The organism is Pseudomonas sp. GL-R-19 (assembly GCF_019956375.1).
In the GTDB taxonomy this organism is placed as follows: Bacteria; Pseudomonadota; Gammaproteobacteria; order Pseudomonadales; family Pseudomonadaceae; genus Aquipseudomonas.
In genome coordinates, this window is record NZ_JAHBDJ010000044.1 from 189,462 (window position 1) to 212,052 (window position 22,591).

The 22,591-nt window shown below is 61.5% G+C and carries 19 protein-coding genes; 14 read left to right on the forward strand and 5 right to left on the reverse strand.

Features of this window, described 5'->3' with window-relative positions; all coding sequences use genetic code 11:
• Window positions 1-21: 21 nt before the first annotated feature.
• The 9 genes from KGA83_RS21695 to KGA83_RS21735 all read left to right on the forward strand — a co-directional run bounded on the left by KGA83_RS21695 (window position 22) and on the right by KGA83_RS21735 (window position 6,435).
• A complete protein-coding gene (locus tag KGA83_RS21695; protein ID WP_008059524.1) occupies window positions 22-687 on the forward strand; it encodes a riboflavin synthase in 666 nt (221 codons plus the stop codon).
• Between the two features lie 16 nt (window positions 688-703).
• Window positions 704-1,795: a bifunctional 3,4-dihydroxy-2-butanone-4-phosphate synthase/GTP cyclohydrolase II gene (ribBA, locus tag KGA83_RS21700; protein WP_223530866.1), complete on the forward strand. Its 1,092-nt coding sequence runs from the start codon at window positions 704-706 to the stop codon at window positions 1,793-1,795.
• Between the two features lie 91 nt (window positions 1,796-1,886).
• Window positions 1,887-2,363: a 6,7-dimethyl-8-ribityllumazine synthase gene (ribE, locus tag KGA83_RS21705; protein WP_003228649.1), complete on the forward strand. Its 477-nt coding sequence runs from the start codon at window positions 1,887-1,889 to the stop codon at window positions 2,361-2,363.
• Window positions 2,360-2,860, forward strand: coding sequence for a transcription antitermination factor NusB (gene nusB / locus KGA83_RS21710; RefSeq protein ID WP_108216299.1), 501 nt, complete (start codon window positions 2,360-2,362; stop codon window positions 2,858-2,860). Before ribE ends, nusB begins: the two co-directional genes overlap by 4 nt.
• 28 nt (window positions 2,861-2,888) lie before the next feature.
• Window positions 2,889-3,854 (forward strand): thiamine-phosphate kinase, encoded by a 966-nt coding sequence (gene thiL, locus KGA83_RS21715; protein WP_108216300.1) that lies wholly within the window; start codon window positions 2,889-2,891, stop codon window positions 3,852-3,854.
• Window positions 3,851-4,354 carry a phosphatidylglycerophosphatase A gene (locus KGA83_RS21720; RefSeq protein ID WP_223530868.1) on the forward strand — a complete coding sequence of 168 codons (504 nt, stop codon included), beginning with the start codon at window positions 3,851-3,853 and terminating at the stop codon, window positions 4,352-4,354. Before thiL ends, KGA83_RS21720 begins: the two co-directional genes overlap by 4 nt.
• Window positions 4,355-4,601: 247 nt before the next feature.
• Window positions 4,602-5,219 (forward strand): GTP cyclohydrolase II, encoded by a 618-nt coding sequence (ribA, locus tag KGA83_RS21725; RefSeq protein ID WP_007984463.1) that lies wholly within the window; start codon window positions 4,602-4,604, stop codon window positions 5,217-5,219.
• Window positions 5,216-5,635 (forward strand): MFS transporter, encoded by a 420-nt coding sequence (locus KGA83_RS21730; protein ID WP_223530870.1) that lies wholly within the window; start codon window positions 5,216-5,218, stop codon window positions 5,633-5,635. The genes ribA and KGA83_RS21730 overlap by 4 nt, the downstream gene beginning before the upstream one ends.
• Window positions 5,635-6,435, forward strand: a complete 801-nt coding sequence (locus KGA83_RS21735; RefSeq protein WP_223530871.1) for a cobalamin-binding protein — start codon at window positions 5,635-5,637, stop codon at window positions 6,433-6,435. The genes KGA83_RS21730 and KGA83_RS21735 overlap by 1 nt, the downstream gene beginning before the upstream one ends.
• Before the next feature lie 137 nt (window positions 6,436-6,572).
• Here the strand turns inward: KGA83_RS21735 and KGA83_RS21740 are convergent, their stop codons facing one another.
• The 5 genes from KGA83_RS21740 to KGA83_RS21760 form a co-directional block, all read right to left on the reverse strand.
• Entirely contained in the window at window positions 6,573-8,459 is a 1,887-nt protein-coding gene (locus tag KGA83_RS21740; RefSeq protein WP_223530873.1) for a TonB-dependent receptor domain-containing protein, read from the reverse strand.
• A gap of 151 nt (window positions 8,460-8,610) precedes the next feature.
• The gene (gene dxs / locus KGA83_RS21745; protein ID WP_223530875.1) at window positions 8,611-10,509 is read right to left on the reverse strand and encodes a 1-deoxy-D-xylulose-5-phosphate synthase; all 1,899 of its coding nucleotides are present in this window, start codon (window positions 10,507-10,509) and stop codon (window positions 8,611-8,613) included.
• A gap of 91 nt (window positions 10,510-10,600) precedes the next feature.
• Window positions 10,601-11,488, reverse strand: a complete 888-nt coding sequence (gene ispA, locus KGA83_RS21750; protein ID WP_223530877.1) for a (2E,6E)-farnesyl diphosphate synthase — start codon at window positions 11,486-11,488, stop codon at window positions 10,601-10,603.
• Window positions 11,485-11,727, reverse strand: a complete 243-nt coding sequence (locus tag KGA83_RS21755) for an exodeoxyribonuclease VII small subunit (RefSeq protein WP_108216307.1) — start codon at window positions 11,725-11,727, stop codon at window positions 11,485-11,487. The genes ispA and KGA83_RS21755 overlap by 4 nt, the downstream gene beginning before the upstream one ends.
• A gap of 83 nt (window positions 11,728-11,810) precedes the next feature.
• Window positions 11,811-12,956 carry a Fic family protein gene (locus KGA83_RS21760; RefSeq protein WP_223530878.1) on the reverse strand — a complete coding sequence of 382 codons (1,146 nt, stop codon included), beginning with the start codon at window positions 12,954-12,956 and terminating at the stop codon, window positions 11,811-11,813.
• A 278-nt stretch (window positions 12,957-13,234) separates the two neighbouring features.
• On the opposite strand from KGA83_RS21760, the gene KGA83_RS21765 reads away from it, so the two are divergent.
• The 5 genes from KGA83_RS21765 to KGA83_RS21785 are packed head-to-tail and all read left to right on the forward strand — an operon-like array spanning window position 13,235 to window position 22,590.
• The gene (locus KGA83_RS21765; RefSeq protein WP_223530881.1) at window positions 13,235-14,026 is read left to right on the forward strand and encodes a YfaP family protein; all 792 of its coding nucleotides are present in this window, start codon (window positions 13,235-13,237) and stop codon (window positions 14,024-14,026) included.
• A 39-nt stretch (window positions 14,027-14,065) separates the two neighbouring features.
• A complete protein-coding gene (locus KGA83_RS21770) occupies window positions 14,066-15,778 on the forward strand; it encodes a DUF2138 domain-containing protein (RefSeq protein ID WP_223530883.1) in 1,713 nt (570 codons plus the stop codon).
• Window positions 15,775-16,413, forward strand: coding sequence for a DUF1175 domain-containing protein (locus KGA83_RS21775; protein WP_223530885.1), 639 nt, complete (start codon window positions 15,775-15,777; stop codon window positions 16,411-16,413). The genes KGA83_RS21770 and KGA83_RS21775 overlap by 4 nt, the downstream gene beginning before the upstream one ends.
• A complete protein-coding gene (locus KGA83_RS21780; protein ID WP_317850598.1) occupies window positions 16,410-20,969 on the forward strand; it encodes an alpha-2-macroglobulin in 4,560 nt (1,519 codons plus the stop codon). The genes KGA83_RS21775 and KGA83_RS21780 overlap by 4 nt, the downstream gene beginning before the upstream one ends.
• Window positions 20,947-22,590: a DUF2300 domain-containing protein gene (locus KGA83_RS21785; protein ID WP_263292692.1), complete on the forward strand. Its 1,644-nt coding sequence runs from the start codon at window positions 20,947-20,949 to the stop codon at window positions 22,588-22,590. The genes KGA83_RS21780 and KGA83_RS21785 overlap by 23 nt, the downstream gene beginning before the upstream one ends.
• Window position 22,591 lies beyond the last annotated feature (1 nt).

Sequence of the window (22,591 nt, forward strand, 5' to 3'; positions counted from 1 at the left end):
CTTGTTCTCGAGGAGAACCTCATGTTTACCGGCATCATCGAATCCATCGGCAGTATTCGTGCATTGACCCCAAAGGGCGGTGATGTGCGGGTACACGTCGAAACCGGCAAGCTCGACCTGAGCGACGTCAAACTGGGCGACAGCATCGCGGTCAACGGCGTGTGCCTGACCGCCGTTGAGTTGCCGGGCAACGGCTTCGCAGCCGATGTCAGTCGCGAAACTCTCGACTGCACTGCCATGAACGACCTGAAGAGCGGCAGCCCGGTCAACCTGGAGAAAGCCCTGACCCCGACCACTCGCCTCGGCGGGCATCTGGTCAGCGGTCACGTCGACGGCGTGGGCGAAGTGGTTGCCCGTACCGAAAACGCGCGCGCCGTGGAATTCCGCATCCGTGCGCCGAAAGAACTTGCCAAGTACATCGCCCATAAAGGCTCGATCACCGTCGACGGCACCAGCCTCACTGTGAACGCGGTCGATGGAGCCGAGTTCCTGCTGACCATCATTCCGCACACCCTGAGCGAAACCATCATGGCGTCGTACCAGCCGGGTCGCCGGGTGAATCTGGAAGTCGACTTGCTGGCCCGTTATCTGGAGCGTCTGTTGCTGGGCGACAAGGCTGCAGAACCGACTGCGGGCAGCACCATCACCGAAAGCTTTCTGGCCGCCAACGGCTATCTCAAATCCTGACTCAAGGGGGTGCCTTGTGGCGCTCAATAGCATCGAAGAACTGGTTGAAGACATCCGCCAAGGCAAGATGGTCATCCTCATGGATGACGAAGACCGCGAGAACGAAGGCGACCTGATCATGGCCGCCGAGTGCTGCAAGCCCGAGCACATCAACTTCATGGCCAAGCACGCCCGTGGCCTGATCTGCATGCCGATGAGCCGCGAGCGTTGCGAACTGCTCAAGCTGCCGTTGATGGCGCCGCGCAACGGTTCCGGTTTCGGCACCAAGTTCACCGTATCGATCGAAGCGGCCACTGGCGTGACCACCGGCATTTCCGCCGCCGACCGTGCGCGCACCGTGCAGGCTGCCGCCGCCCGTGATGCCAAGGCTGAAGACATCGTCAGCCCCGGCCACATCTTCCCGCTGATGGCCCAGGCCGGCGGTACGCTGGCCCGCGCCGGCCACACCGAAGCCGCCTGCGACCTGGCGCGCATGGCCGGTTTCGAGCCGAGCGGGGTGATCTGCGAAGTGATGAACGACGACGGCACCATGTCCCGTCGCGCCGAACTGGAAGCTTTTGCCACCGAACACGACATCAAGATCGGCACCATCGCCGACCTGATTCACTACCGGATGATCCACGAACGTACCGTTCAGCGGATTGCCGAGCAGCCACTGGACAGCGAACTGGGCCAATTCAACCTGGTGACCTACCGTGATTCCGTGGAAGGCGACGTGCACATGGCACTGACCCTGGGCAATGTCTGCGCCGAAGAACCGACCTTGGTTCGCGTGCATAACATGGACCCGCTGCGCGACCTGCTGATGGTCAAGCAACCGGGCCGCTGGAGCCTGCGCGCCGCCATGGCTGCGGTTGCCGAGGCTGGCAGTGGTGTGGTGCTGTTGCTGGGTCACCCGCTCGATGGCGACGTGTTGCTGGCGCACATCCGCGAAACCGCCGACCACGCCGCCGTGAAAAAGCCGACCACCTATAGCATTGTCGGTGCCGGTTCGCAGATCCTGCGTGACCTGGGCGTACGCAAAATGCGCCTGATGTCGGCGCCGATGAAATTTAATGCGATATCCGGTTTCGATCTGGAAGTTGTAGAATACGTGCCCTCCGAATAATGACCGGCTGTTGCCGGCCCTGAATTCGCGGTTCAAATATCACCGAGGGACGCGTACGAGACGCGTCCCGGCTCTTTAAGAGATCTATCGAATGACCCTGAAGACCATCGAAGGTACCTTCATCGCCCCTAAAGGCCGCTACGCTTTGGTAGTGGGCCGTTTCAACAGCTTCGTCGTTGAAAGCCTGGTCAGCGGTGCAGTTGATGCCCTGGTTCGCCACGGCGTGAGCGAAAGCGACATCACCATCATCCGCGCACCTGGCGCCTTCGAAATTCCGCTGGTTGCGCAGAAAGTCGCCCAGAAAGGCGAGTTCGCGGCAATCATCGCCCTGGGCGCGGTCATTCGTGGCGGCACTCCGCACTTCGAATACGTGGCTGGCGAATGCACCAAGGGCCTGGCCCAGGTGTCCATGGAGTTCGGCGTTCCGGTCGCATTCGGCGTGCTGACCGTTGACTCCATCGAGCAAGCCATCGAACGTTCCGGCACCAAGGCCGGTAATAAAGGTGCTGAAGCTGCCCTGTCCGCTCTGGAAATGGTCAGCCTGCTGGCGCAGTTGGAGGCCAAGTGATTAGCGACGAAAGCGATCGTTTCAACCCGCGCGATCCAAAGCCTGCGGATGCCGGCAAGCCATCGAAAAGCGTCAAGCGTCGCGAAGCCCGTCAGCTCGCGACCCAGGCGCTGTACCAATGGCACATGGCCAAGCAGTCGCTGAACGAGATCGAAGCGCAGTTCCGGGTCGATAACGATTTCAGCGATGTCGACGGCGCGTACTTCCGCGAAATCCTCCACGGGGTTCCGCAGTTCAAGAGCGAAATCGACACCGCGCTCACGCCATGCCTGGACTTGACCATCGAAGAGCTGGACCCGGTTGAACTGGCGGTTCTGCGCCTGTCCACCTGGGAACTGCTCAAGCGCGCCGACGTGCCGTACCGCGTTGTGATCAACGAAGGTATCGAACTGGCCAAGGTCTTCGGTTCCACCGATGGCCACAAGTTCGTCAACGGTGTGCTCGACAAGCTGGCCCCGCGTCTGCGTGAAGCTGAAGTGAAGGCGTTCAAGCGCTGATTGGCGCTTGGAATGTCGACACGAAGCCATGGGCGAGTTTGAGCTGATCCGCAATTTCTTCGCCGCCGCGCCTTGTGCGCAGGGCGGCGAAGGCGTTGCCCTCGGGATTGGCGATGACTGCGCCTTGCTGACTGTTCCCCCAGGGGAACAGATGGCGATCTCTACCGATACGTTGGTGGCCGGCGTGCACTTCGCCGATCCCTGCGATCCGTTTCTGCTCGGTCAGCGCTCGCTGGCCGTGGCCGTCAGTGACCTGGCGGCCATGGGCGCCACCCCCGTTGCCTTTACCCTTGCCCTGACCTTGCCTACGGTGACTGCCGATTGGCTGCAGGCCTATGCCCGTGGTTTGAACACCATGGCGCAATGCTGCGGTGTGGCATTGGTGGGTGGCGATACTACCCGTGGGCCGTTAAGCATGACCATGACTGTGTTCGGGCGCGTGCCGGCCGGTCTGGCGCTAACCCGCAGTGGCGCGCAACCGGGCGATCTGCTGTGTGTCGGCGGCGACCTGGGCAATGCTGCGGGTGCCTTGCCATTGGTGCTCGGCCAGCGCACGGCCCAAGCGAGCATCGCCGAGCCATTGCTGGCGCATTACTGGTCGCCGCAACCGCAGCTTGGCTTGGGTCAGGCGCTGCGGGGCAAGGCCACTTCGGCAATGGATATCTCCGATGGCTTGCTCGCTGATTGCGGGCATATCGCGCTGGCTTCAAAGGTCGGTATCCAAGTCGAACGAGATCGCCTGCCGCTCTCCAAAGCGCTGCTCGACTTTCTCGGTCAAGCGGGCGCACAAGTTGCGGCCCTGAGCGGCGGCGACGATTACGTCCTGACCTTCACCTTACCGTCCGTCGAGTTGCCTCTATTGCTGGCCGACGGTTGGCCGATCCATGTGATTGGGCGGGTGGTAACGGGGCAGGGCGTGACGCTGCTGGACGCCGACGGCAAAGACATCACCCCGCAAACCCGGGGTTATCAACATTTTCGGGAGTCACCGTGACAGATCATCCCAATCAGGTCCCGGCGGAAAACGTACCGCCATCGGTCTGGCGTAATCCGTGGCATTTTTTGGCGTTCGGCTTCGGCTCGGGCACCTTGCCAAAGGCGCCTGGCACTTGGGGGTCGTTGGTTGCGCTGCCTTTTATCCCGTTGTGGCAAATGCTGCCCGACTGGGGTTACTGGCTGATGCTGGGCATCACCATGTTGTTCGGCTTCTGGTTGTGCGGCAAAGTGGCCGACGATTTACGGGTACACGACCATGAAGGCATCGTCTGGGACGAAATGGTCGGGATGTGGATCACCCTGTGGCTGGTGCCGGAAGGTTGGCAATGGTTGCTCGTGGGTTTCGTGATGTTCCGCTTCTTCGACATCCTCAAGCCGTGGCCGATTCGCTGGATTGACCGGCACGTACATGGCGGCGTCGGGATCATGCTCGATGATGTCCTGGCCGGGGTGTTCGCTTGGCTGGCGATGCAGGGGCTGGTGTGGTTTTTCGCCTGACCGGGGGGACACCGCCGTCACTCTGTGGGAGCGAGCTTGCTCGCGATGGCGGACTTTCAGTTGACGAATACGCTGCCGATACACCGCTATCGCGAGCAAGCTCGCTCCCACAGGGGTAGTGTCTTGCGGGCGAATATCAAACTTTTTGATAGTTATCGCCGATAATTCAGCCTAAGCGTCGCTCGGAACCTGCTGTTACAATGCCGGCTCTGCGAATCTTCAGACTCTTTAGATCAGGAGCACACCGGTGCCTGTCGTTTTTGTCGCCGCTTCCAAGCTGCCAACGCCTTTTGCGCAATTCACCATGCACGGCTTTCTCGATGAAGCCACCGGCCGCGAGCACGTTGTGCTGAGCCTGGGTGAATTCGCCGACGGTGCCCCGGTACTCGGCCGGCTGCACTCCGAATGCCTGACGGGCGATGCCTTGTTCAGCCAGCGTTGCGACTGCGGCTCGCAACTGGAGGCCGCCTTGCAGGCCATTGCCCGTGAAGGTCGCGGCGTTTTGCTCTACCTGCGTCAGGAAGGCCGGGGCATTGGCCTGCTGAACAAGATCCGCGCCTATGAGCTGCAGGACGGTGGTGCCGACACCGTCGAAGCCAACGAGCGCCTTGGCTTTGCCGCCGATCAGCGTGACTACGCCATGTGCCTGCCGATGCTGGAGCACCTGGGCGTGAAGTCATTGCGCCTGATGACCAACAACCCGCGCAAGGTCAAAGCCCTGACCGACATGGGTATCGCGGTCGCCGAGCGCGTGCCGCTGCACACCGGCCACAACCCGCATAACCGACTCTACCTGGCGACCAAGGCCAGCAAGCTCGATCACATGATGGGCAATGAGCATCAGGGCGAGGTAGACCGGGCGTGACCCGCGGTCAGGTGCGGCGGCGACTGTCTGTCAACTGGTGGCAGTACCTGGCACTGGCCTTGTTGCCGCTGTTTGTGATCAACGCGGTGTTCGGCCAGAGCGAAGCCATCCTGCCGGTGCTGGCGATGCCGTTGTTCATCGCCGGAGTCGCCTCGATGTTTGTCAGCCTGAGGTTCTTCGGCGCCTACAAACACGCGCTGATCGCCACCCAGAAAGCCTTCGACACTTCGGATGAGCCTGCTGCCTGGATCAGTCTGTCGGCCAAGCGGCGTACGGCATTTCTTGCCGCCAGCCTGCCGGCCTGGATCGGTGCCCTGGCGGTGTTCGTCGGTCTTGAAGCGGTGCCGCTGATGCTGCTGGCGCTGTCGACCGCCGTGCTGTTCTACCTCTACCGTATTCCGCGTCAACTCGGTTGATGCGCGCGGTCTGGCTGGCGGTGTCGCTGCTGGCCGCCAGCAGCACGGCCATTGCAGTCGAGCGGGTTGTCAGCCTTGCACCATCGCTCTCTGAAATCGTCGTAGAACTGGGTTCCGCCGACCTTCTGGTCGGTGTGCTGGACGCCGGTGAACGACCTGCCGAACTCAAGAACCTGCCCTCCGTTGGCCGCTATGGCCAGTTGGACATGGAGCGCCTGCTCAGCCTGAGACCTGACCTGTTGCTGCAATGGCCCGGTAGTGTCGGCCCGGCCCAGCGTGACCAGCTCAAGCGCCTGAATATTCCCACCTTCGTCGCCGAACCCCACAGCCTGGACCAGCTCACCGCACAGATCGAGGCCATTGCCGCTCAGCTTGGACGGCCCGAACGCGGAACTTCATTGGCCAGCGATTTACGCCAGCGGCTGGATGAGTTGCGTCAGCGCTATCGACGGGACAAGCCGTTACGGGTGTTCTATCAGGTCTGGGATCGGCCGTTGTACACCGTCGGTGGCGAGCAGATCATCAGCGATGCGCTGGAAGTCTGCGGTGCCCAAAACGTGTTTGCCGACCTGAAACTGCCGGCACCGCAGGTCAGTGTGGAAGCCGTATTGCAGCGTAATCCCGAGGTGATTCTGGCCAGCGATCAGGCGCAACTCGATGCGTGGAAAGCCTGGCCGCAGGTGGTGGCCGTGGCACAAGGACAGTTGCGATTGGTGACGGACAAAGGCCTGGAGCGGCCGAGTGGGCAGATGATTGAGGCAACTGCAAAGCTGTGTCAACTTATCGACCCTGAGCGCTGAATTACGGCGTACCGACACACTACCTCTGTAGGAGCTGCCGAAGGCTGCGATCTTTTGATTTTACATTTGGATAGATGTTGAGCCACTGAAGAGCAAGATCAAAAGATCGCAGCCTTCGGCAGCTCCTACAACTGATCTCAGTGGATTTCAGGCGTCCAGGTCACCCCGAACATCCACGCCCGACCTTCCTCGCGATACCCGTACTGGCTACCTTGATGGCTGTACAACGCCCGGCTGTAACCCTTGTCCAGCAGGTTATCGACCTTCAGCTCCAGACTGATTTCACGATTGAGCGCCCAACTGCTGCGCAGCCCCAACAAGGCATAACCGCCCAGCGGCTGTTGATTGTTCAGGTCGTCATAGCTGCTGCTGACTGCCTGCCAACTGGCGCCGAGGCCCAGGCGATCGAACTGTCGGTCCAGGTCCAGGCTCAAGGTGCGCCGCGCGCGACGGGCCAGGGTATGGCCGGTGTCGCGGTCACGTGGGTCTATGACCGCCACGCCGAGGTTGCTCTGCCAGCCAAACAGTTCCTGCTTCAGTGCGGCTTCGAAACCATTGATTCGCGCGGAAGCAACGTTCTCGGGGCGCAAGTTGCTGCCGAAGATGATCGCGTCTTCAAGGTCGGTGCGATACAGCGACGTCTCCAGGCGACTGTCCTCGGTCAATTGACTGCGCCATTGCAGTTCATAGCTTTTCGACGTCTCCGGTTTCAGGTCCGGGTTGCTGAAGCCGGGGTAATACAGATCGTTGAACGTCGGCGCGCGGAAGCCTTCGCTGTAAGTCAGCAGCACTTCGTTGTCCGGGTTCAGCGGCAGGGTGAAGGTGCCACTCCAGGTATTCTGGCTGCCGAACTGCTGGTTATCGTCATGACGCAGGCCCAACTCCGTGGAAAAGCTGTCGGCCTGATAGCGGTGCTGGATGTACGCCGCACGGTTCCAGCGACTGTCCTCATCGAATGCGGTGCTGCTGTTGATGCGGTCTTCATACCAGTCACCTCCGAGCAGCAAACTGTTGCGCTCGTTGAGCGTCAGGTCGTTCTGCCAGTTCACCGAATCGCGGTAGGTGTTGAACACGCTGCGCTCATCGCTGAGCTTGTCCAGGGTCTTCTCGCGGTTTTCGCTATGGCCGAACTCGATGCGGGTTTTCCACAGATCATTGATGCGCGCGTCTATGTAACTGCTGACACTGCTCACATCGAATTCGTTGTAGGGCTGCTGTTGGACCGACTCGAACGTATTCATGTCGAAGCGCCCGAACGGGTTGTCGAACTCGCTTTTGCCGCGGTTATCCAACGCGTTGGCGCCGATTTCGATGTCATCGGTCAGCGCATGGCTGAGGCTCAGGCTGACGGATTTGTTGCGGTATTCGTCATGGTCGCCGTCGCTGGGATACGACTCGTGGGTGCGATTGATCCCGGCGGTTTCGTCGAGGCTGGCGCCGAGGTTGAAGCGGGTGTGTGCATCGCCACCGGACAAGCCGAGGCTGCGCTCCCAAGTCTGGTTGCTGCCAAAGCCCATGTGCAGTCGAGGTTGCAGGCCCTGTTCGCCACTACGACGGGTGAAGATCTGGATCACCCCGCCAATCGCATCGCTGCCATAAATCACCGAGCGGGAGCCGCGCAGCACTTCCACGCGCTCGACCTGCTCGATGTTGATGTGTTGCAGGTTGCTGTCCCCGGAGGTCGAACTGCCGATGCGCTGACCGTCCACCAGCACCAGGCTCTGGGCCGACTGGGTGCCGCGAATGTAAACCCCCGGCAAGCTGCCGCGCCCGCCGGTTTGCACGACTTGCACGCCCGGTACGCGACGCAGCAGGTCGGTGACGCTATCGGGTTGCAGGCGATCGATGTCTGCGCGGGTGAACACGGTGTTGGCGGCACTGCTGTCATTGCGCGCTTCGACCTGGCGGTTGGCGCTGATCAACACATCGGGCAGCTTCAGGGCCTGATCGCGTTCGAAGGTGTCGGCCAGCAGTTGACCGGCCGGCAGCAGGGTCAGCGTCAGGGCGAAGGGAGAGAGTTTCATGGAGGATCCGGGATTTCAGATGCGACGCAACTCCCCGTAGGAGCTGCCGAAGGCTGCGATCTTTTGATTTTGATTTTTGCAGATATGGAGTTGCCAAAGGCCTGGATCAAAAGATCGCAGCCTTCGGCAGCTCCTACACGGGGTTTTGCGTTTAGATGTTCAGCAGTTGCAGGCGCTCGCGGATCGAAGCCTCGATCCCGGCTTCATCCAAACCACACTCGGCCAGCATTTGCGCAGGCTTGGCGTGTTCGACGTAGATGTCGGGCAAGCCCAGGTGCAGCATCGACTTGAGGATGTTCTCGCGAGCGAGGAATTCGCTGACCGCGCCACCGGCGCCGCCCATGATCGCGTTTTCTTCGACGGTCACCAGCAATTCATGGCAGCCGGCGATTTCGCGAACCAGCGCTTCATCCAGCGGCTTGACGAAACGCATGTCGACCACGGTCGCGTCCAGTGTCTCGGCGACTTTCAGGGCTTCGGCCAGTTGCACGCCGAACACCAGCAGGGCGACTTTGCTGCCCTGGCGGCGGACTACGCCCTTGCCGATCTCGATTGGTTCGAGGTCTTTTTCGATGGTCGCGTTCGGGCCATTACCGCGTGGATAACGCACGGCCGCCGGGCCTTCATACAGGTGACCGGTGGTGAGCATCTTGCGCAGCTCGTTTTCATCGCTCGGGGTCATCACCAGCATGCCGGGGATGCAGCGCAGGTACGAAAGGTCGAAACTGCCGGCGTGGGTCGGACCGTCTTCGCCCACCAGGCCTGCGCGGTCGATGGCGAACAGTACGTCGAGGTTCTGTACGGCGACGTCATGCACCAACTGGTCGTAGCCGCGCTGCAGGAAGGTCGAATAAATGGCTACCACGGGTTTGGCGCCCTCGCAGGCCATGCCGGCCGCGAAGGTGACGGCGTGCTGCTCGGCAATGGCCACGTCGAAGTAGCGCAGCGGGAATCGTTCGCTGAAAGCGACCAGATCCGAGCCTTCCTTCATCGCCGGGGTAATCCCGACCAGGCGCGGATCGGCAGCCGCCATGTCGCACAGCCATTCACCGAACACACCGGAATATTTCGGCCCGCTGGCCTTTTTCGGCGCAACGGCCGGGGCGTCCAGCGGTTCGAGTTTGGTAATGGCGTGGTAACCGATCGGGTCGACTTCCGCCGGGGCGAAGCCTTTGCCTTTCTTGGTGACGACGTGCAGAAACTGCGGACCTTTCAGATCGCGCATGTTGCGCAGCGTGGCGATCAGGGTCGGCAGGTCGTGACCATCGATCGGGCCGATGTAGTTCCAGCCCAGCTCTTCGAACAGCGTGCCGGGAACCAGCATGCCTTTGGCATATTCTTCGGTGCGACGGGCGATTTCCCAGGCACCGGGCAGGCGCGACAACACTTTCTTGCTGCCTTCGCGCATGCTCGCGTAGGTGCGGCTGGAAAGGATTTTCGCCAGATAGTTGGACAAGCCACCGACGTTGCGCGAGATCGACATGTCGTTGTCGTTGAGGATCACCAGCATGTTGGCGTCCACTTCCGGCGCATGGTTCAGCGCCTCGAACGCCATGCCCGCAGTCAACGCGCCGTCGCCGATCACCGCGATCGCCTTGCGCTCGCTGTTCTGCAGGCGGGCGGCAATCGCCATGCCCAGCGCGGCACTGATCGAGGTGCTGGAGTGGCCGACGCCAAAGGTGTCGTATTCGCTCTCGGAGCGGCGCGGGAACGCAGCGACGCCGTCCTTCTGGCGCAGGGTGGCCATGCGCTCGCGACGACCGGTGAGGATCTTGTGTGGATAAGCCTGATGACCCACGTCCCACACCAGACGGTCGTCCGGGGTGTCGAAGACGTAATGCAGCGCGATGGTCAGCTCGATCACGCCCAGCCCGGCACCGAAATGCCCACCGGTCTGGCCGACCGTGTAGAGCAATTCCAGGCGCAACTCATCGGCCAGGGTTTCCAGCTCGGCTTCGCCTAACCGGCGCAGGCCGTCCGGCGTATTCGCGCGGTCGAGCAGGGGCGTGGTCGGGCGTTTGCGGGGAATCTCATGAAACGTCGTGGGCATCAGGCGAATCGTTATAGGTATAAAAGATGCGGCAGTTTACCTGATGCATCGGTCCCTGCCCACGCGTTGGTTTTTTTTGGCGGATTCGCCGTCAGCTGCGGCGATCGACGATATACCGGGCCAGATCGCGCAACGGCTCGGCCGCCGCGTCAAACGGTCGCAGTGCATGCAGGGCCTGGTCGCGCAGCTCCAGGGCATAGGCCTTGGCGGCGTCGAGGCCGAGCAGGGCCGGGTAGGTCGGTTTGTCCCGGGCAATGTCGGCGCCCTGGCGTTTGCCGAGGGTTTCGGTATCGCTTTCGACGTCGAGAATGTCGTCCTGCACCTGGAATGCCAGGCCGATGGCCTGTGCATAAGTCTGCAGGGACTTGAGTTCGTCTTTCTCGGCACGGCCGCTGGCCAGTGCACCGAGCTTGACGCTGACTTCGATCAGCGCCCCGGTCTTGTGCCGATGCATGTATTCCAGGGCTTTCTGATCAAGCTTCAGGCCGACCGAACCGAGGTCGATGGCCTGACCGCCGACCATGCCCGCCGCGCCTGCCGCCAGTGCCAGGGCGCTGACCATTTGCAAGCGGATTTCAGCATCCGACGTGCTCAGGCGTGGATCGAGCAGGGCGCTGAAGGCCAGGCTCTGCAAACCGTCGCCGGCGAGGATCGCGCAGGCTTCATCGAATTTCTTGTGGGTAGTGGGCTGGCCGCGACGCAGATCGTCATCGTCCATGGCCGGCAAGTCGTCATGCACCAGCGAATAGGCGTGAATCAACTCCACCGCGCAGGCTGCGCCGTTGGCTTGCTCGGCCTTGCCGCCCAACGCTTCACACGCGGCGTAGGCCAGCAGTGGACGCACGCGTTTGCCGCCATTCATCACGCTGTAGCGCATGGCCTCATACAGTCGCGCCAGCTCAGGGCTCGGCGCGATGAACAGGGTTTCCAGAGCCGCATTGACGCGGGCCTGGCTGGTGGCGGAGTACGCTGCAATCATTCTGGCTGATCCGCGTCGAAGGGTTCCTCGGCCAACTCGCCATCACGCTCGAGCAGCACTTGAACCTTTTGCTCGGCCTGGGCCAGCGCCGCCTGGCAATCGCGGGTCAGACCGATGCCCTGCTCGAAAGCGGCCAGCGACTCCTCCAGCGACAATTCGCCATTCTCCAGACGCTCCACCAGCGTTTGCAGGTCGGCGAGGGATTGTTCGAAATCCAGTGCAGCTTTTTTGCGGGCCATGGCGGCGATTTCCGGTTGACGTTAAACCGGCGCGACACTAGCAGATAGGGGGTTCATGGGCAAACTCACAGCGACGCACTCTCCTACAGTGGCGAGTTATCAGGATAGCGAATCTGATACCGCGTACTACGCCCGCCACCCGGCAGGCGTTGCAGGCATTCCTTTTCCAGAAGTTCGGCCAGATGCCGGGTCGCGGTTGCTTTGGAGACTTTCGCTACGGCTTGATACTGCGCCGCACTGATCCCGCCTTCGAATCCACGTTCCCCCCCGTCCAGCAAACGATTCAGTACTTTGGTCTGCTCGGTCGACAGCTCGGACTCCCGGTGCGCCTGCCAGAAGCGCGCTTTGCCCAGCACGGATTCGATCCGTGCCATGGCTTCTTGCAGGCTGCACAATAGAGCTTGCAGGAACCATTCGAGCCAAACCGTAATGTCCGTGTTGGATTTCTGGCAGGTTTCCAGCACCCGGTAATAGCCAGATCTATCGTCGAGAATACTCGCCGACATGGCATAAAAACGGATCGCCTGAGCCTCGCCTTGAGCCAATGCAAGGTCGGTGATCGTCCTGGTCAGGCGACCGTTGCCGTCGTTAAACGGGTGGAGTGTGACAAACCAGAAGTGTGCGATGCCAGCTCGCAGCAAAGGGTCGAGCCCGGACTGATTTCGGCTGGATTCAAACCAGTCGAGGAAGGCATCGAGTTGGCGCTCAAGGCCCAGGCGAGGCGGTGCTTCGAAGTGCACGGTCGGTCTGTCGAGACGACCGGAAACCACTTGCATTGGACCATTGCCGCGCAAAGCACCTACACGAATGCTTTGCGCGGCCAAGCCGATGTCCTGTTCTGGAAACAGCCACTCATGCCAATCCAGCAATCGTTCAAGTGTCAGCGGCTCGGCAAAACGCTGCGTCGCATCGAGCATTAATTGCGCGAGTCCTTCACTGCGCTTGCTGACGTTGTCGCCATCATTGAGTTCCAACCCCAATCGCCGCGCCAATGAAGAACGAACTGAACCGACATTCAGCTGTTCGCCTTCAATCGCTGACGAGGTGACGATGTTCTGCAGCAATGCATCCAGTTCACTTTGTGCGCTCAGCGAACTGCCCACGGAACTGGCCATGCCCATTAGCCGACCTTGTGCTTGAACGCACTCGCGTAACAAGGGCGCCAAGCGTTCGGCGCTCCAGGTGAAACCCGGCCAATCAGGTTGCTGCCATATCCATTGAGGTGTCATGAACTTGATGCTCTAAGTAGGGGTGAGCCGATTAGATGGGCTATTCGGCTCACATAATGAGCCGAATATGACGCGTATTCGGCTCATCGTCCACCCGTTACCGTGATTCCCACCGCAATTTCGAAGCCATCCGATTGTTAAGAAACAACCAACTGGCTAACCTTTGCGCCATCTACGGCCCAATAGTCACGGGTCTTTCAGACGAAACACAGTATCCACATCTGTAACGCGCCGAGGATCGGGCGCAAGGTTTCGTCATGCATGGCAGGAGGCGTCGCATGCGCTCATTTCTTTTGCTGCTGATCGGGTTGACTATCGCGCCCGTGATTCTGGCTGCGCCGAATGCCGAGTTATCGGAACCGGTGGGTGGCTGGCGTTACAACGGTCTGCTGGACCGTAGCGAAAACCCGCAAGTCGCCTATCCCACGCCACCGATTGACCGAGGCGTGCAGCGCAACCGCACGATGATCGAAGGCCGCCTCAAGGCCCTCGGCACCCAGCGCGGGCCGCACACGTTGGCGGTCAATGGCAATCCGCTGAACCTCTACACCGACGAGCAAGGGCGTTTTGCCCGGCCCTTTGCGTTTGGTGCCGGTTCCAACAGCGTCGAAATCCGCAGTGCCGAAGGCCAGTCCCTCAAGCGTGTTCAATTCTATGAAGCCAACAACCTGCGCACACCGGCGCGGATTCGCGTGGTGTTGGGTTGGGACGATCCGAAGGCCGAACTCGACCTGCACATCGTCACGCCCGATGGCCAGCATGCCTTCTGGGCGCACCCGGCCTTGACCAATGGCGGCGGCCTCGACCCTGATGGCGTCGATGGCCCGGGTCCGGAAATGTTCACCATGACCGCACCGCTGCATGGCACCTATCTGGTTTACGTGAACTATTGGGGCAACTTCGGCAGCGACGGCTATAACTTCGATGAGTCCAGCAACCAGAACGAGGTGATTACCTCGCAGATCAACCTGGTGCTCAACGAAAACACCGTCGATGAAAAACGCGAGACGTTCGTCGTGCCCCTGCGCGCAATCGGCGACCTGCTGCTGATCAAGACTTTCAACTACTAAGCATCCCCGCTCCACGGATGAACATCGGGTTTTGTGAACATGAGTGATAGCACTGTTACCCCGGCCGCTGGCGCACCCGCGGCCAAACCTTCCCTGCATTGGCCGACGCTGCTGATCGGGTTATGCCTGGTCGTCGTTGTGGCCGGTGGGTTGGGGTGGTTCATGCACAAGCCCAAGGCCCCGGCGCCTGCGTTGGCCAGTGACAAGCTGGGCATGAGTCGCCCGGATGGCTTGCTGGAAACCCATTCCCTGAGCCAGTTGCCCAAGGACTTGCTGGCAGTGCCGTTCCTCAAGGAAACCCTGACCGAAGATTTCGTCTTCTATTACGAAAGCCACGCCGATCGCCTGGGCTTGATCGGCAGCTTGCGGCGGATCATCTACGAACATGACCTGAAACTGCAGGACACCTTGATCGAGCAGCTGTTCGATCAACCGGCCGACGTAGCGTTGTGGCGCGGGGCGGATGGGCGGCTCAAGGATTTCCTGCTGGTGATGGATCGCGGCGGGCTGGCCAAGGTGCTGGAGCCGCTGGCCAAAGTGGCGCTGGACGATTCGCAGCTGAGCAAGGTCGCGGAACTGAAGGTCGGTACCGACGACGTGGCGCTCTATCAACTCAACTACAACGCGAGCAAGGCGCTGCTGTTTGCGTCCCATGGCGACAAACTGGTGGTGCTGTCCAACCCGGCGAAACTCTACGATCCGCAAAGCGGTGCAACGGAAGAATCGGGCAGCGTGTCGACCACGGCCATTGCCGCGTTGCTCAATGGCGACAAACTGTTCCCCGAAGCCTTCGGCCTGCCGCCTCGTACGCCACAGGTGAAACAACGCCTGTCGGTCAATGCCAGCGTGCTGGCGATGGGTTACCAGCGCTTCATTCCGAACTTCGCCGGCCTGCGTTTCGACATGGACGACAAGGGCTGGCACAGCTTTCTGGCCATGGATGAACTGGAGAATCAGCCGGACTTCGATTTCAAACCGATCTGGCAAGCCATGCCCATGGGCGCCAGCGCTTGCGTGGCGTTGCCGCTGGCTGCCGAACAACAGAAGCCGCTGCTGGTGAAACTCGGTGCGCAGGAGAAGGTGGCCCAGGCGCTGACCGAACACATGGCCGGCGCGGCGGGCCTGTGCTGGTATGCCGATTCGCGGTTGTACACGCCTTTGCTGGTGGCCAGCCTCAACGATGATGGCAGCGGCAAACTGGATGGGGATTTGGGCAGCCTGTTCGGCTCGATGGTCGGTGCCTTTGAGCCCAATGTCGAAGACGGCGCCTTCCCGGTGGTGGAAAAACAGGAAGGCCAGAGCCATCAGTGGCAACGCCAGGTCAGCTCCAGTTTCGGTCCCTATGCGGCCAAGGACGCTGAAGACCCCGACGCCATCACCGGCAAGGCGTTCATGAACGTCAGTCTGGCGCGTCACGGTTCGACGCTGCTGTTTTCCCTCGACGACAAGCTGGTGGACAAGGCCCTCGGCACCCTCGACAAACGCTTCCCGCCGATGGCCGACGTGGTACCGAAAGACCTGCTGATGCCGGTCTATTTCGGTCCGGATTCCATGGCGCAACTGATGCAGCAGGAAACGCTCGACAGTCTGCCCCAGGACATGGAGCCGGTGTTTTACAACGCCGCGCAAACCTACCTGATCCCGAAACTGCGCAAGCTCGGCGGCTACGGCAAATACGCCCTGACCTTGCCCGAAGGCAGCGAGCCCGACGGCCACTGGCAGTGGCTGCCGCTGGAGTGGAAAGCCCTGTGACGGCATTGATCCGAAGTCTCGGCCTGCTGACACTGTTGCTGAGCGCGGGTGCCCACGCTGTGGAGGCACCGTCGCTCGACCCGCAGCAGTCCCAGGTGTTTCGCGCCTGGTTCGTGCGCATCGCCCAGGAGCAACTCAGCCAGGGCCCGAGCCCGCGTTGGTATCAGCAAGACTGCGCCGGGTTGGTGCGCTTTGCTGCCAATGAGGCGCTGAAAGTCCATGACGACAAATGGCTGCGCAGCAATGGCCTGTCCAATCGTTACCTGCCGCCGGAGCTGCAACTGAGCGACGCCCAGCGCGCTCTTGCCCAGCAATGGCAGCAGGGCGGCGGCAAGGTCGGGCCATACGTCAATGCGATCAAGTTGATCCAGTTCAACAGCCATCTGGTCAGCCGCGATGTGGCTCAAGCGCGCCCTGGCGACCTGATGTTTTTCGATCAGGGCGACGACCAGCACCTGATGATCTGGATGGGCCGTTACATCGCCTATCACACCGGCACCAGCACACCCACCGACAACGGCATGCGTTCGGCAAGCCTGCAGCAACTCCTGACATGGAAGGACACCCGATGGATACCCGACGCAGCCAACCCCAACTTCATCGGCGTCTATCGACTGAATTTTCTCTCCCCGTGACCGGTGCCCGCATGCTGCGTTTTCTGTCTCTGATGTTGGTGTTGTTGCTGCCGTTCTCGGCGGTTGACGCCGAAGATTCGGTCCCGGCCAGCGGCTATGTGCCGGTGGCCGGCGAGAGTTTTTTTCTGCTGGCCGACAGCAGTTTTGCCAGCGATGAACAGGCGATGGTGCGCCTCGAAGCACCGGGACGCGACTATCGCCGGTTTCGCATGGAACCCTACGGCGGTGCCGACATTCGGGTGTACCGCATCGACAAACCGCTGGACTTCCTCAAGCGCCAGAAGAACCTGCATCGAGTGGTCAGCGATGGCCAGTTCAAGGGTGAAGGCCTGTCCAATACCCTCGCTTACCTGTGGGACAACTGGTATCGCAAATCCCGTCGGGTGATGCAGCGGGCGTTTTCCTACGAGTCGCGTAAACAAGTCACCGAGCAAGTGCCGGAACTGAAGATGGGCAACGCGATGGCCGCGCCAACGCCCTACGATGCGCAGCCGCAATTCGCGCTGATACCGGGTTTGCCGGTGGTCAGCCAGTTCCGCTATCCGTTGTGGCAAGCCAAGCCGATCCAGCCACCTGAGGGGGTGAACCTGGCCGGGTCTTCCAGCGAGTTCGTCAGCGTCGCGCCGGGCAATGTGTACATCCCGCTGGGCAATCTCAAACCGGGTCTGTATCTGGTGGAAGCGCTGATCGGCAAGTACCGCGCGACCACCATGGTGTTCGTATCCAACACCGTGGCGGTGAGCAAGATCGCCGGTGACGAATTGCTGGTGTGGGCCGCGCGCAAACACGAAGGCAGCTCGGTGCCGAAGGTCAATGTGCTGTGGACCGATGGCCTCGGCGTGATGAGCAGCGGTGCCACCGATACCGACGGCCTGCTGCGCCTGAAACACGTCAGCCCCGAGCGTTCGTTCGTGATCGGCGAAGACGAGGAGGGCGGGGTGTTTGTCTCCGAGAATTTCTACTACGACAGCGAAATCTACGACACCAAACTCTATGCCTTCACCGACCGGCCGCTGTATCGGCCGGGGGACTGGGTGTCGCTGAAAATCGTCGGGCGGGAGTTCAAGAACGCACGGGACTCGGTGCAGCCAAGCGCGGCCGACGTCAATGTGACCGTGCTGGATGCGACGGGAACGGCACTGCAAAGTCTGGCGTTGAAACTCGATTCCAAGGCTGGCACCCAGGGCCGGTTCCAACTGCCGGATAACGCCGTGGCCGGTGGCTACGAGTTGCGTTTCAACTACAAGGATCAGGCCTACAGCAGCGCCTTCCGCGTCGCTGAATACATCAAGCCGCACTTCGAAATTTCGCTCAATCTGGCCAAGCAGGATTACCGCACCGGCGAGCCGGTCAAGGGCAACCTGGTGCTGCTGTACCCGGACGGAAAGCCGGTGGCCAATGCGAAACTGAACCTGAGCCTGCGCGCCCAACAGCTGTCGATGGTCGACAACGAACTGCAATACCTCGGGCAATTCCCGGTGGAGCTGACCAGCACCGAATTGACCACCGACGCCAAGGGCAATGCGTCCCTCGATTTGCCGGCCGCCGACAAACCGAGTCGCTACATGCTCACGGTGTTTGCCAGCGACGGCGCGGCGTATCGGGTCAAGACCACCAAGGAAATCCTCATTGACCGTGGCGCGGCGAATTTCCGCTTGAGCGCACCCCGACGCTTCAGCTCGGTGGGTGACAAGGTTGTGTTCAGCTACACCCGCGAAGGCGAGCCGGCCGATGCCGTTACGCCGGGTAGCTTTGGCTGGGTGCGTTTGGAGGACCAGAGCACCGGCGAAGGCAAACTCGCAGCAACGGACAAGGGTTTCACCCTGGCCTTTGACCGGCCGGGCACCTACAACCTGACACTCAAGGATGATCATGGCCGGGTGGTCGGTGCCACCGGCCATTCGGTTTCCGGCGAGGGTGTCAAAGCCGTACCCGGCACCGTGGAAATCGTCCTCGACAAGCCCGAGTACATTACCGGCGATGAAGCGCTGGCGTTGATCACACTCCCTGAACCGGTCAGCGATGCCCTGCTGTCCCTGGAGCGCGACAAGGTCGAGGCGACCGCGCTGCTATCCAGGGGCGGTGACTGGCTGAAACTGGAAAAACTCAGCGATACCCAATACCGCGCGCGCATCCCGGTGAAGGACGGTTTCGCGCCGAACCTGACCTTCTCGGTGCTGTACACCAAGGGCGGCCAATACAGCTTCCAGAACGCCGGCATCAAGGTGGTGACACCACAGATCGACGTGGCCATCACCACGGATAAGGAAACCTATCAGCCGGGTGAAACCGTCTCGGTGGACCTGACCACCCTGTTCGCCGGCAAAGCGATTCCCGCACACCTGACGGTCAGCGTGGTTGATGAAATGGTCTACGCCCTGCAACCGGAAGTCGCGCCGAGCATCAACCAGTTCTTCTATCACCCACGGCGCAATAACGTGCGCACCAGCGCCAGTTTGTCGTTCATCAGTTATGACGTCGCCTTGCCGGGCAGCCCCGGTGCGCCGGGCAAGGCCAATCGCAGTGAGCGCGGCGTGAAGGTGCTGGAGCGACCGCGTCGCGAGGACGTCGACACGGCGGCGTGGCAACCTGAGTTGCTGACCGATGCCAACGGCAAAACCCGTTTCACCTTCAAGATGCCCGACTCCCTGACCCGTTGGCGCATCACCGCCAGGGCCATCGCCGATGGCGGGCAGGTCGGGCAGAAGAAGCAATTTGTGCGCTCGGAAAAACCTTTGTACCTGAAGTGGAGCGGGCCGACCCGATTCCGCGCCGGCGACAAACCGGACCTCGGTGTATTCGCCTTCAGCCAGGCCGAGAAACCGCTCAAGGCCGAACTGGTGACCCGTTACGCTGGCAACGACCAGCGCGTGCCTGTGACCTTGAACAGCGGCATCAACTACATCCCGTTGCCAGCATTTGAACTGGCCAATGGCGAGTGGAGCGCCGAGCTGGTGCAGGACGGCAAAACCGCAGATGCCCTGGCGGTGCGCCTGAGCGCGAGTGGCGAAGGCTGGCAGGTGACTCAAACCCAGAGCCTTGATGTGGGTGAGGGTGATACGCCACTGACGCTGCCGACAGACGCCAGTGATATCCGCCTGCGCCTGGATGACAGCCCGCAAGCATTGTTCCGTTCCGCCCTCGACGACCTGCTGAGCTACCCCTACGGTGGCGTTGAGCAAACGGCCAGTCGCCTGTTGCCGTTGAGCATCGCCTACCCGACGCTGGCGGCGAATCCGCAGATCCGCGATCGCCTGCGCCTGATCATGCAAAACAGTCGTTTGCGCCTGGTGCAAATGGCCGGCCCTTCGGCGAGCTTCACCTGGTGGGGCATGGACGGCGAGCCGGATGCCTTCCTCACCGCCTACGCCTATTACGCCGACTGGCACGCCAGCCAGGTGCTGGATCTGAGCCTGCCGCCGGAGCATTGGCAGCGGGTGCTTGAGGTCTACGCCAAGCAGGCGAAGAACACGCCGCTGTTGCAGCGGGCGCTGATCCTGTCGTTCGCCCGGCAGATGCAGTTGCCGGTCAACACCTTGCTCAGTGGCCTGATGGATGACCTGGCAAAAGCGGGCGAGGGCACTGCCGCGAACCTGATGAACAGCGGCGAAGACAGCCTCGTCATGAGCGATCCGGATTCAGCCCTGGGGCTGGCGGCCGCACGGGTGCTGACGGCATCGCTGGCCAGGCAAGCGAAGGTCGCTTTGCCGGACGCGTTCAATCGGCAACTGGCCGACGCGCAGCAGCGTCTGGCGGTCAGTTCCCAGCCCTTTGCCGAAGCGCTGAACCTGTCACTGCAACCCTTTGGTCAGGCTCACGCTCAAGCGTTGTTGCAACGTCTATTGCCACAGCAATCGACCCTGGAACGTGCATTGGCACTTACCTGGCTGCAACGCAGCATCGAGCAGGCATCGCCCACCATTGCATTGGCGCCGGGTGAAGGCTGGAAGAAGCAGTACGGAGTTTCTGGTGAGATGTATTGGACGTGGCAGGGGGCTGCGCCCGTGCCGGCGGTATTGACGCTGACCGGTGCGCAAGAGCGTCCGTTGCGCGCTGCATTGAGCTACCGCAGCCAACAGCCGGTGGTCGATCCGATGGCCGTGACCATCACCCGTCGCCTGTCGCGACTGGTGCCGGGGGATGAGGCTTTCACCTTCAAACTTGAAGCGGTCGGCAACGCGCCGCTGTCCAGCGACAACCTCTATCTCGACGAAGTGATCGTCACCAGTAAAGCCGCCAGACCGTTGCGTTACGGCATGCTGGAAGTGCCGCTGCCGCCGGGTGCCGATGTCGAACGCACGACCTGGGGCATCAAACTCATGGGCAAGGCCGGCACTGAGCCGACGTCACTGGAAAAGGCGCGATTCGAACCGGGACAAATGGCCTACGCCATTCCGGTCGATGCCTTGAGTGGCGAATTGCGCCTGCGGCACTTGGTGCGTTTCTCGCAGAAGGGGCAGTTCAACTTGCCACCGGTGCGGTTCACCCAGGTTTATGCGCCGCAGCATCAGGCGCTTGAGCAAAAAGCAGCTCTTGGCCAGCTCACGGTTCACTGACGTGCACAGGCTGCTGATAGGTTGCTTGCTGTGTTTGATCCCTGCGCTGGCGACGGCGCAGGACGAACCGCTGCGCCTGGCCTTCAAGGGCGATTTGTTGTCGCTGAACCGAACTCAGGTGATCGCCCGCGAACCGTTGCCGCAGACCTTGCAGACACCGCTGGGCAGTGTGTGGAAGTTGTTCGTCTACGCCTGGCTAGTGGACACCGGCGCGCGTGAGCCGGCTTATGAATGCCGCGGCCAGTCGAAAGAAGAGGTGTATTGCTGCACGACGGGCCACAGGATCGAGCGAGATCAGGCGTTGGTGAAGTCATGCGGTCTGTATTTCGAACCCGCTCGGTTGGGCATCGGCGATGCCGACTGGCGAGCCTATTGGCAGGCGCGGCAGGCGCCGCAATGGTTGCTGGATTTGCCTTCGTTGCAACCGGCTACCCGGGTTTCGGTGGCGGAACTGTTGAAGGTGTTGGCCGTGCTGCCGGCGCAGGATCAAGCGCGGCGTGTGTTGCTCGATGTGGTACTCAATGCCGCCGATGGCCATGTCGTCGGCGAACTCGGCAGCCGTTTGCGGGTGAAGACCTGGAGCTGGTTGGCGGATCAGGATGCTACATCGCGTCAGGGCGGGTTTGCCGGTTGGACGGCGGATGGCACACCGGTCTGGGCTGGAGGACGGGGCACCAGTCAGCGGGTTCTGCGTGATTACGCGCAAGCATTGTCTACGGTAATTCCCGTTTCGTGGCCTGCTGATGCAGGCAAATGCGTAGAGGTCGACCTGTTCTCCCGCTATCCACTTCGGCGGGTGCTGTCAGGAGGCGCCGCGGTGACTTCCGGAGCGTTGCAGGGTGACTACCGCGTCGAATTCGCCAACGGCAATGCGCTGGATATTCACAGCGACGGCGAGCTGTTTCTGCTGGAAGACAAGCTCATCGCCCGGCTGGATCGCGAAGAATACGTCGCCCGTGTTCTCCAGCGCGAAGCCAGTGCCGAACCGGTCGAAGCCGCCAAAGCCCTGACCGTGGCCATCCGCACCTACCTGCTGCAAAACGCTACGCGCAGCGGTGACTGCCTGAGCATCGACGACAGCAGTAGCCGTCAGCGGGTCGCACCGCGTCCGGCGGCGTCCGAGTCTCGCGACATCGCCGCCTGGACCAGCGACCTGGTGCTGGCCGGTAGCGCCGTCACCTACCATTCCGACCAGCCCGGTCCGGACAAACTGTCCTGGCAGCAAGCCGTCGAGCAGGCTCGTGCCGGCCAGCGCTACGACGCCATCCTGCTGCACGCCTACCCTCGCGCCAGTCTCAGTCGCTGGGACAACCCGGTCGCGTCCTGCGAAGCGTTGCCCGCCGCACAAACATGGCTGCAGAAACAACGGCGCGGCTGGCGCCCAAGGCTTGAAAGCGAAACCGGCTACAGCGAAGTCAACACCTTCGCCGTATGCCGTCTGGCCTTCGGCCGCCCCTATGTCGACCGCGAACGCCAGCGCATCTACGTGCGTGGCGCGCAGACACTACAAGACCGTCTCGACCTGACCCACGAATACCTGCACCTGGCTTTTGAAGCACACCCCAACGGCCAGGATGAAACCTACATCGAAGGGCTTGCCCGCCACCTCTTGCTGGAATAGA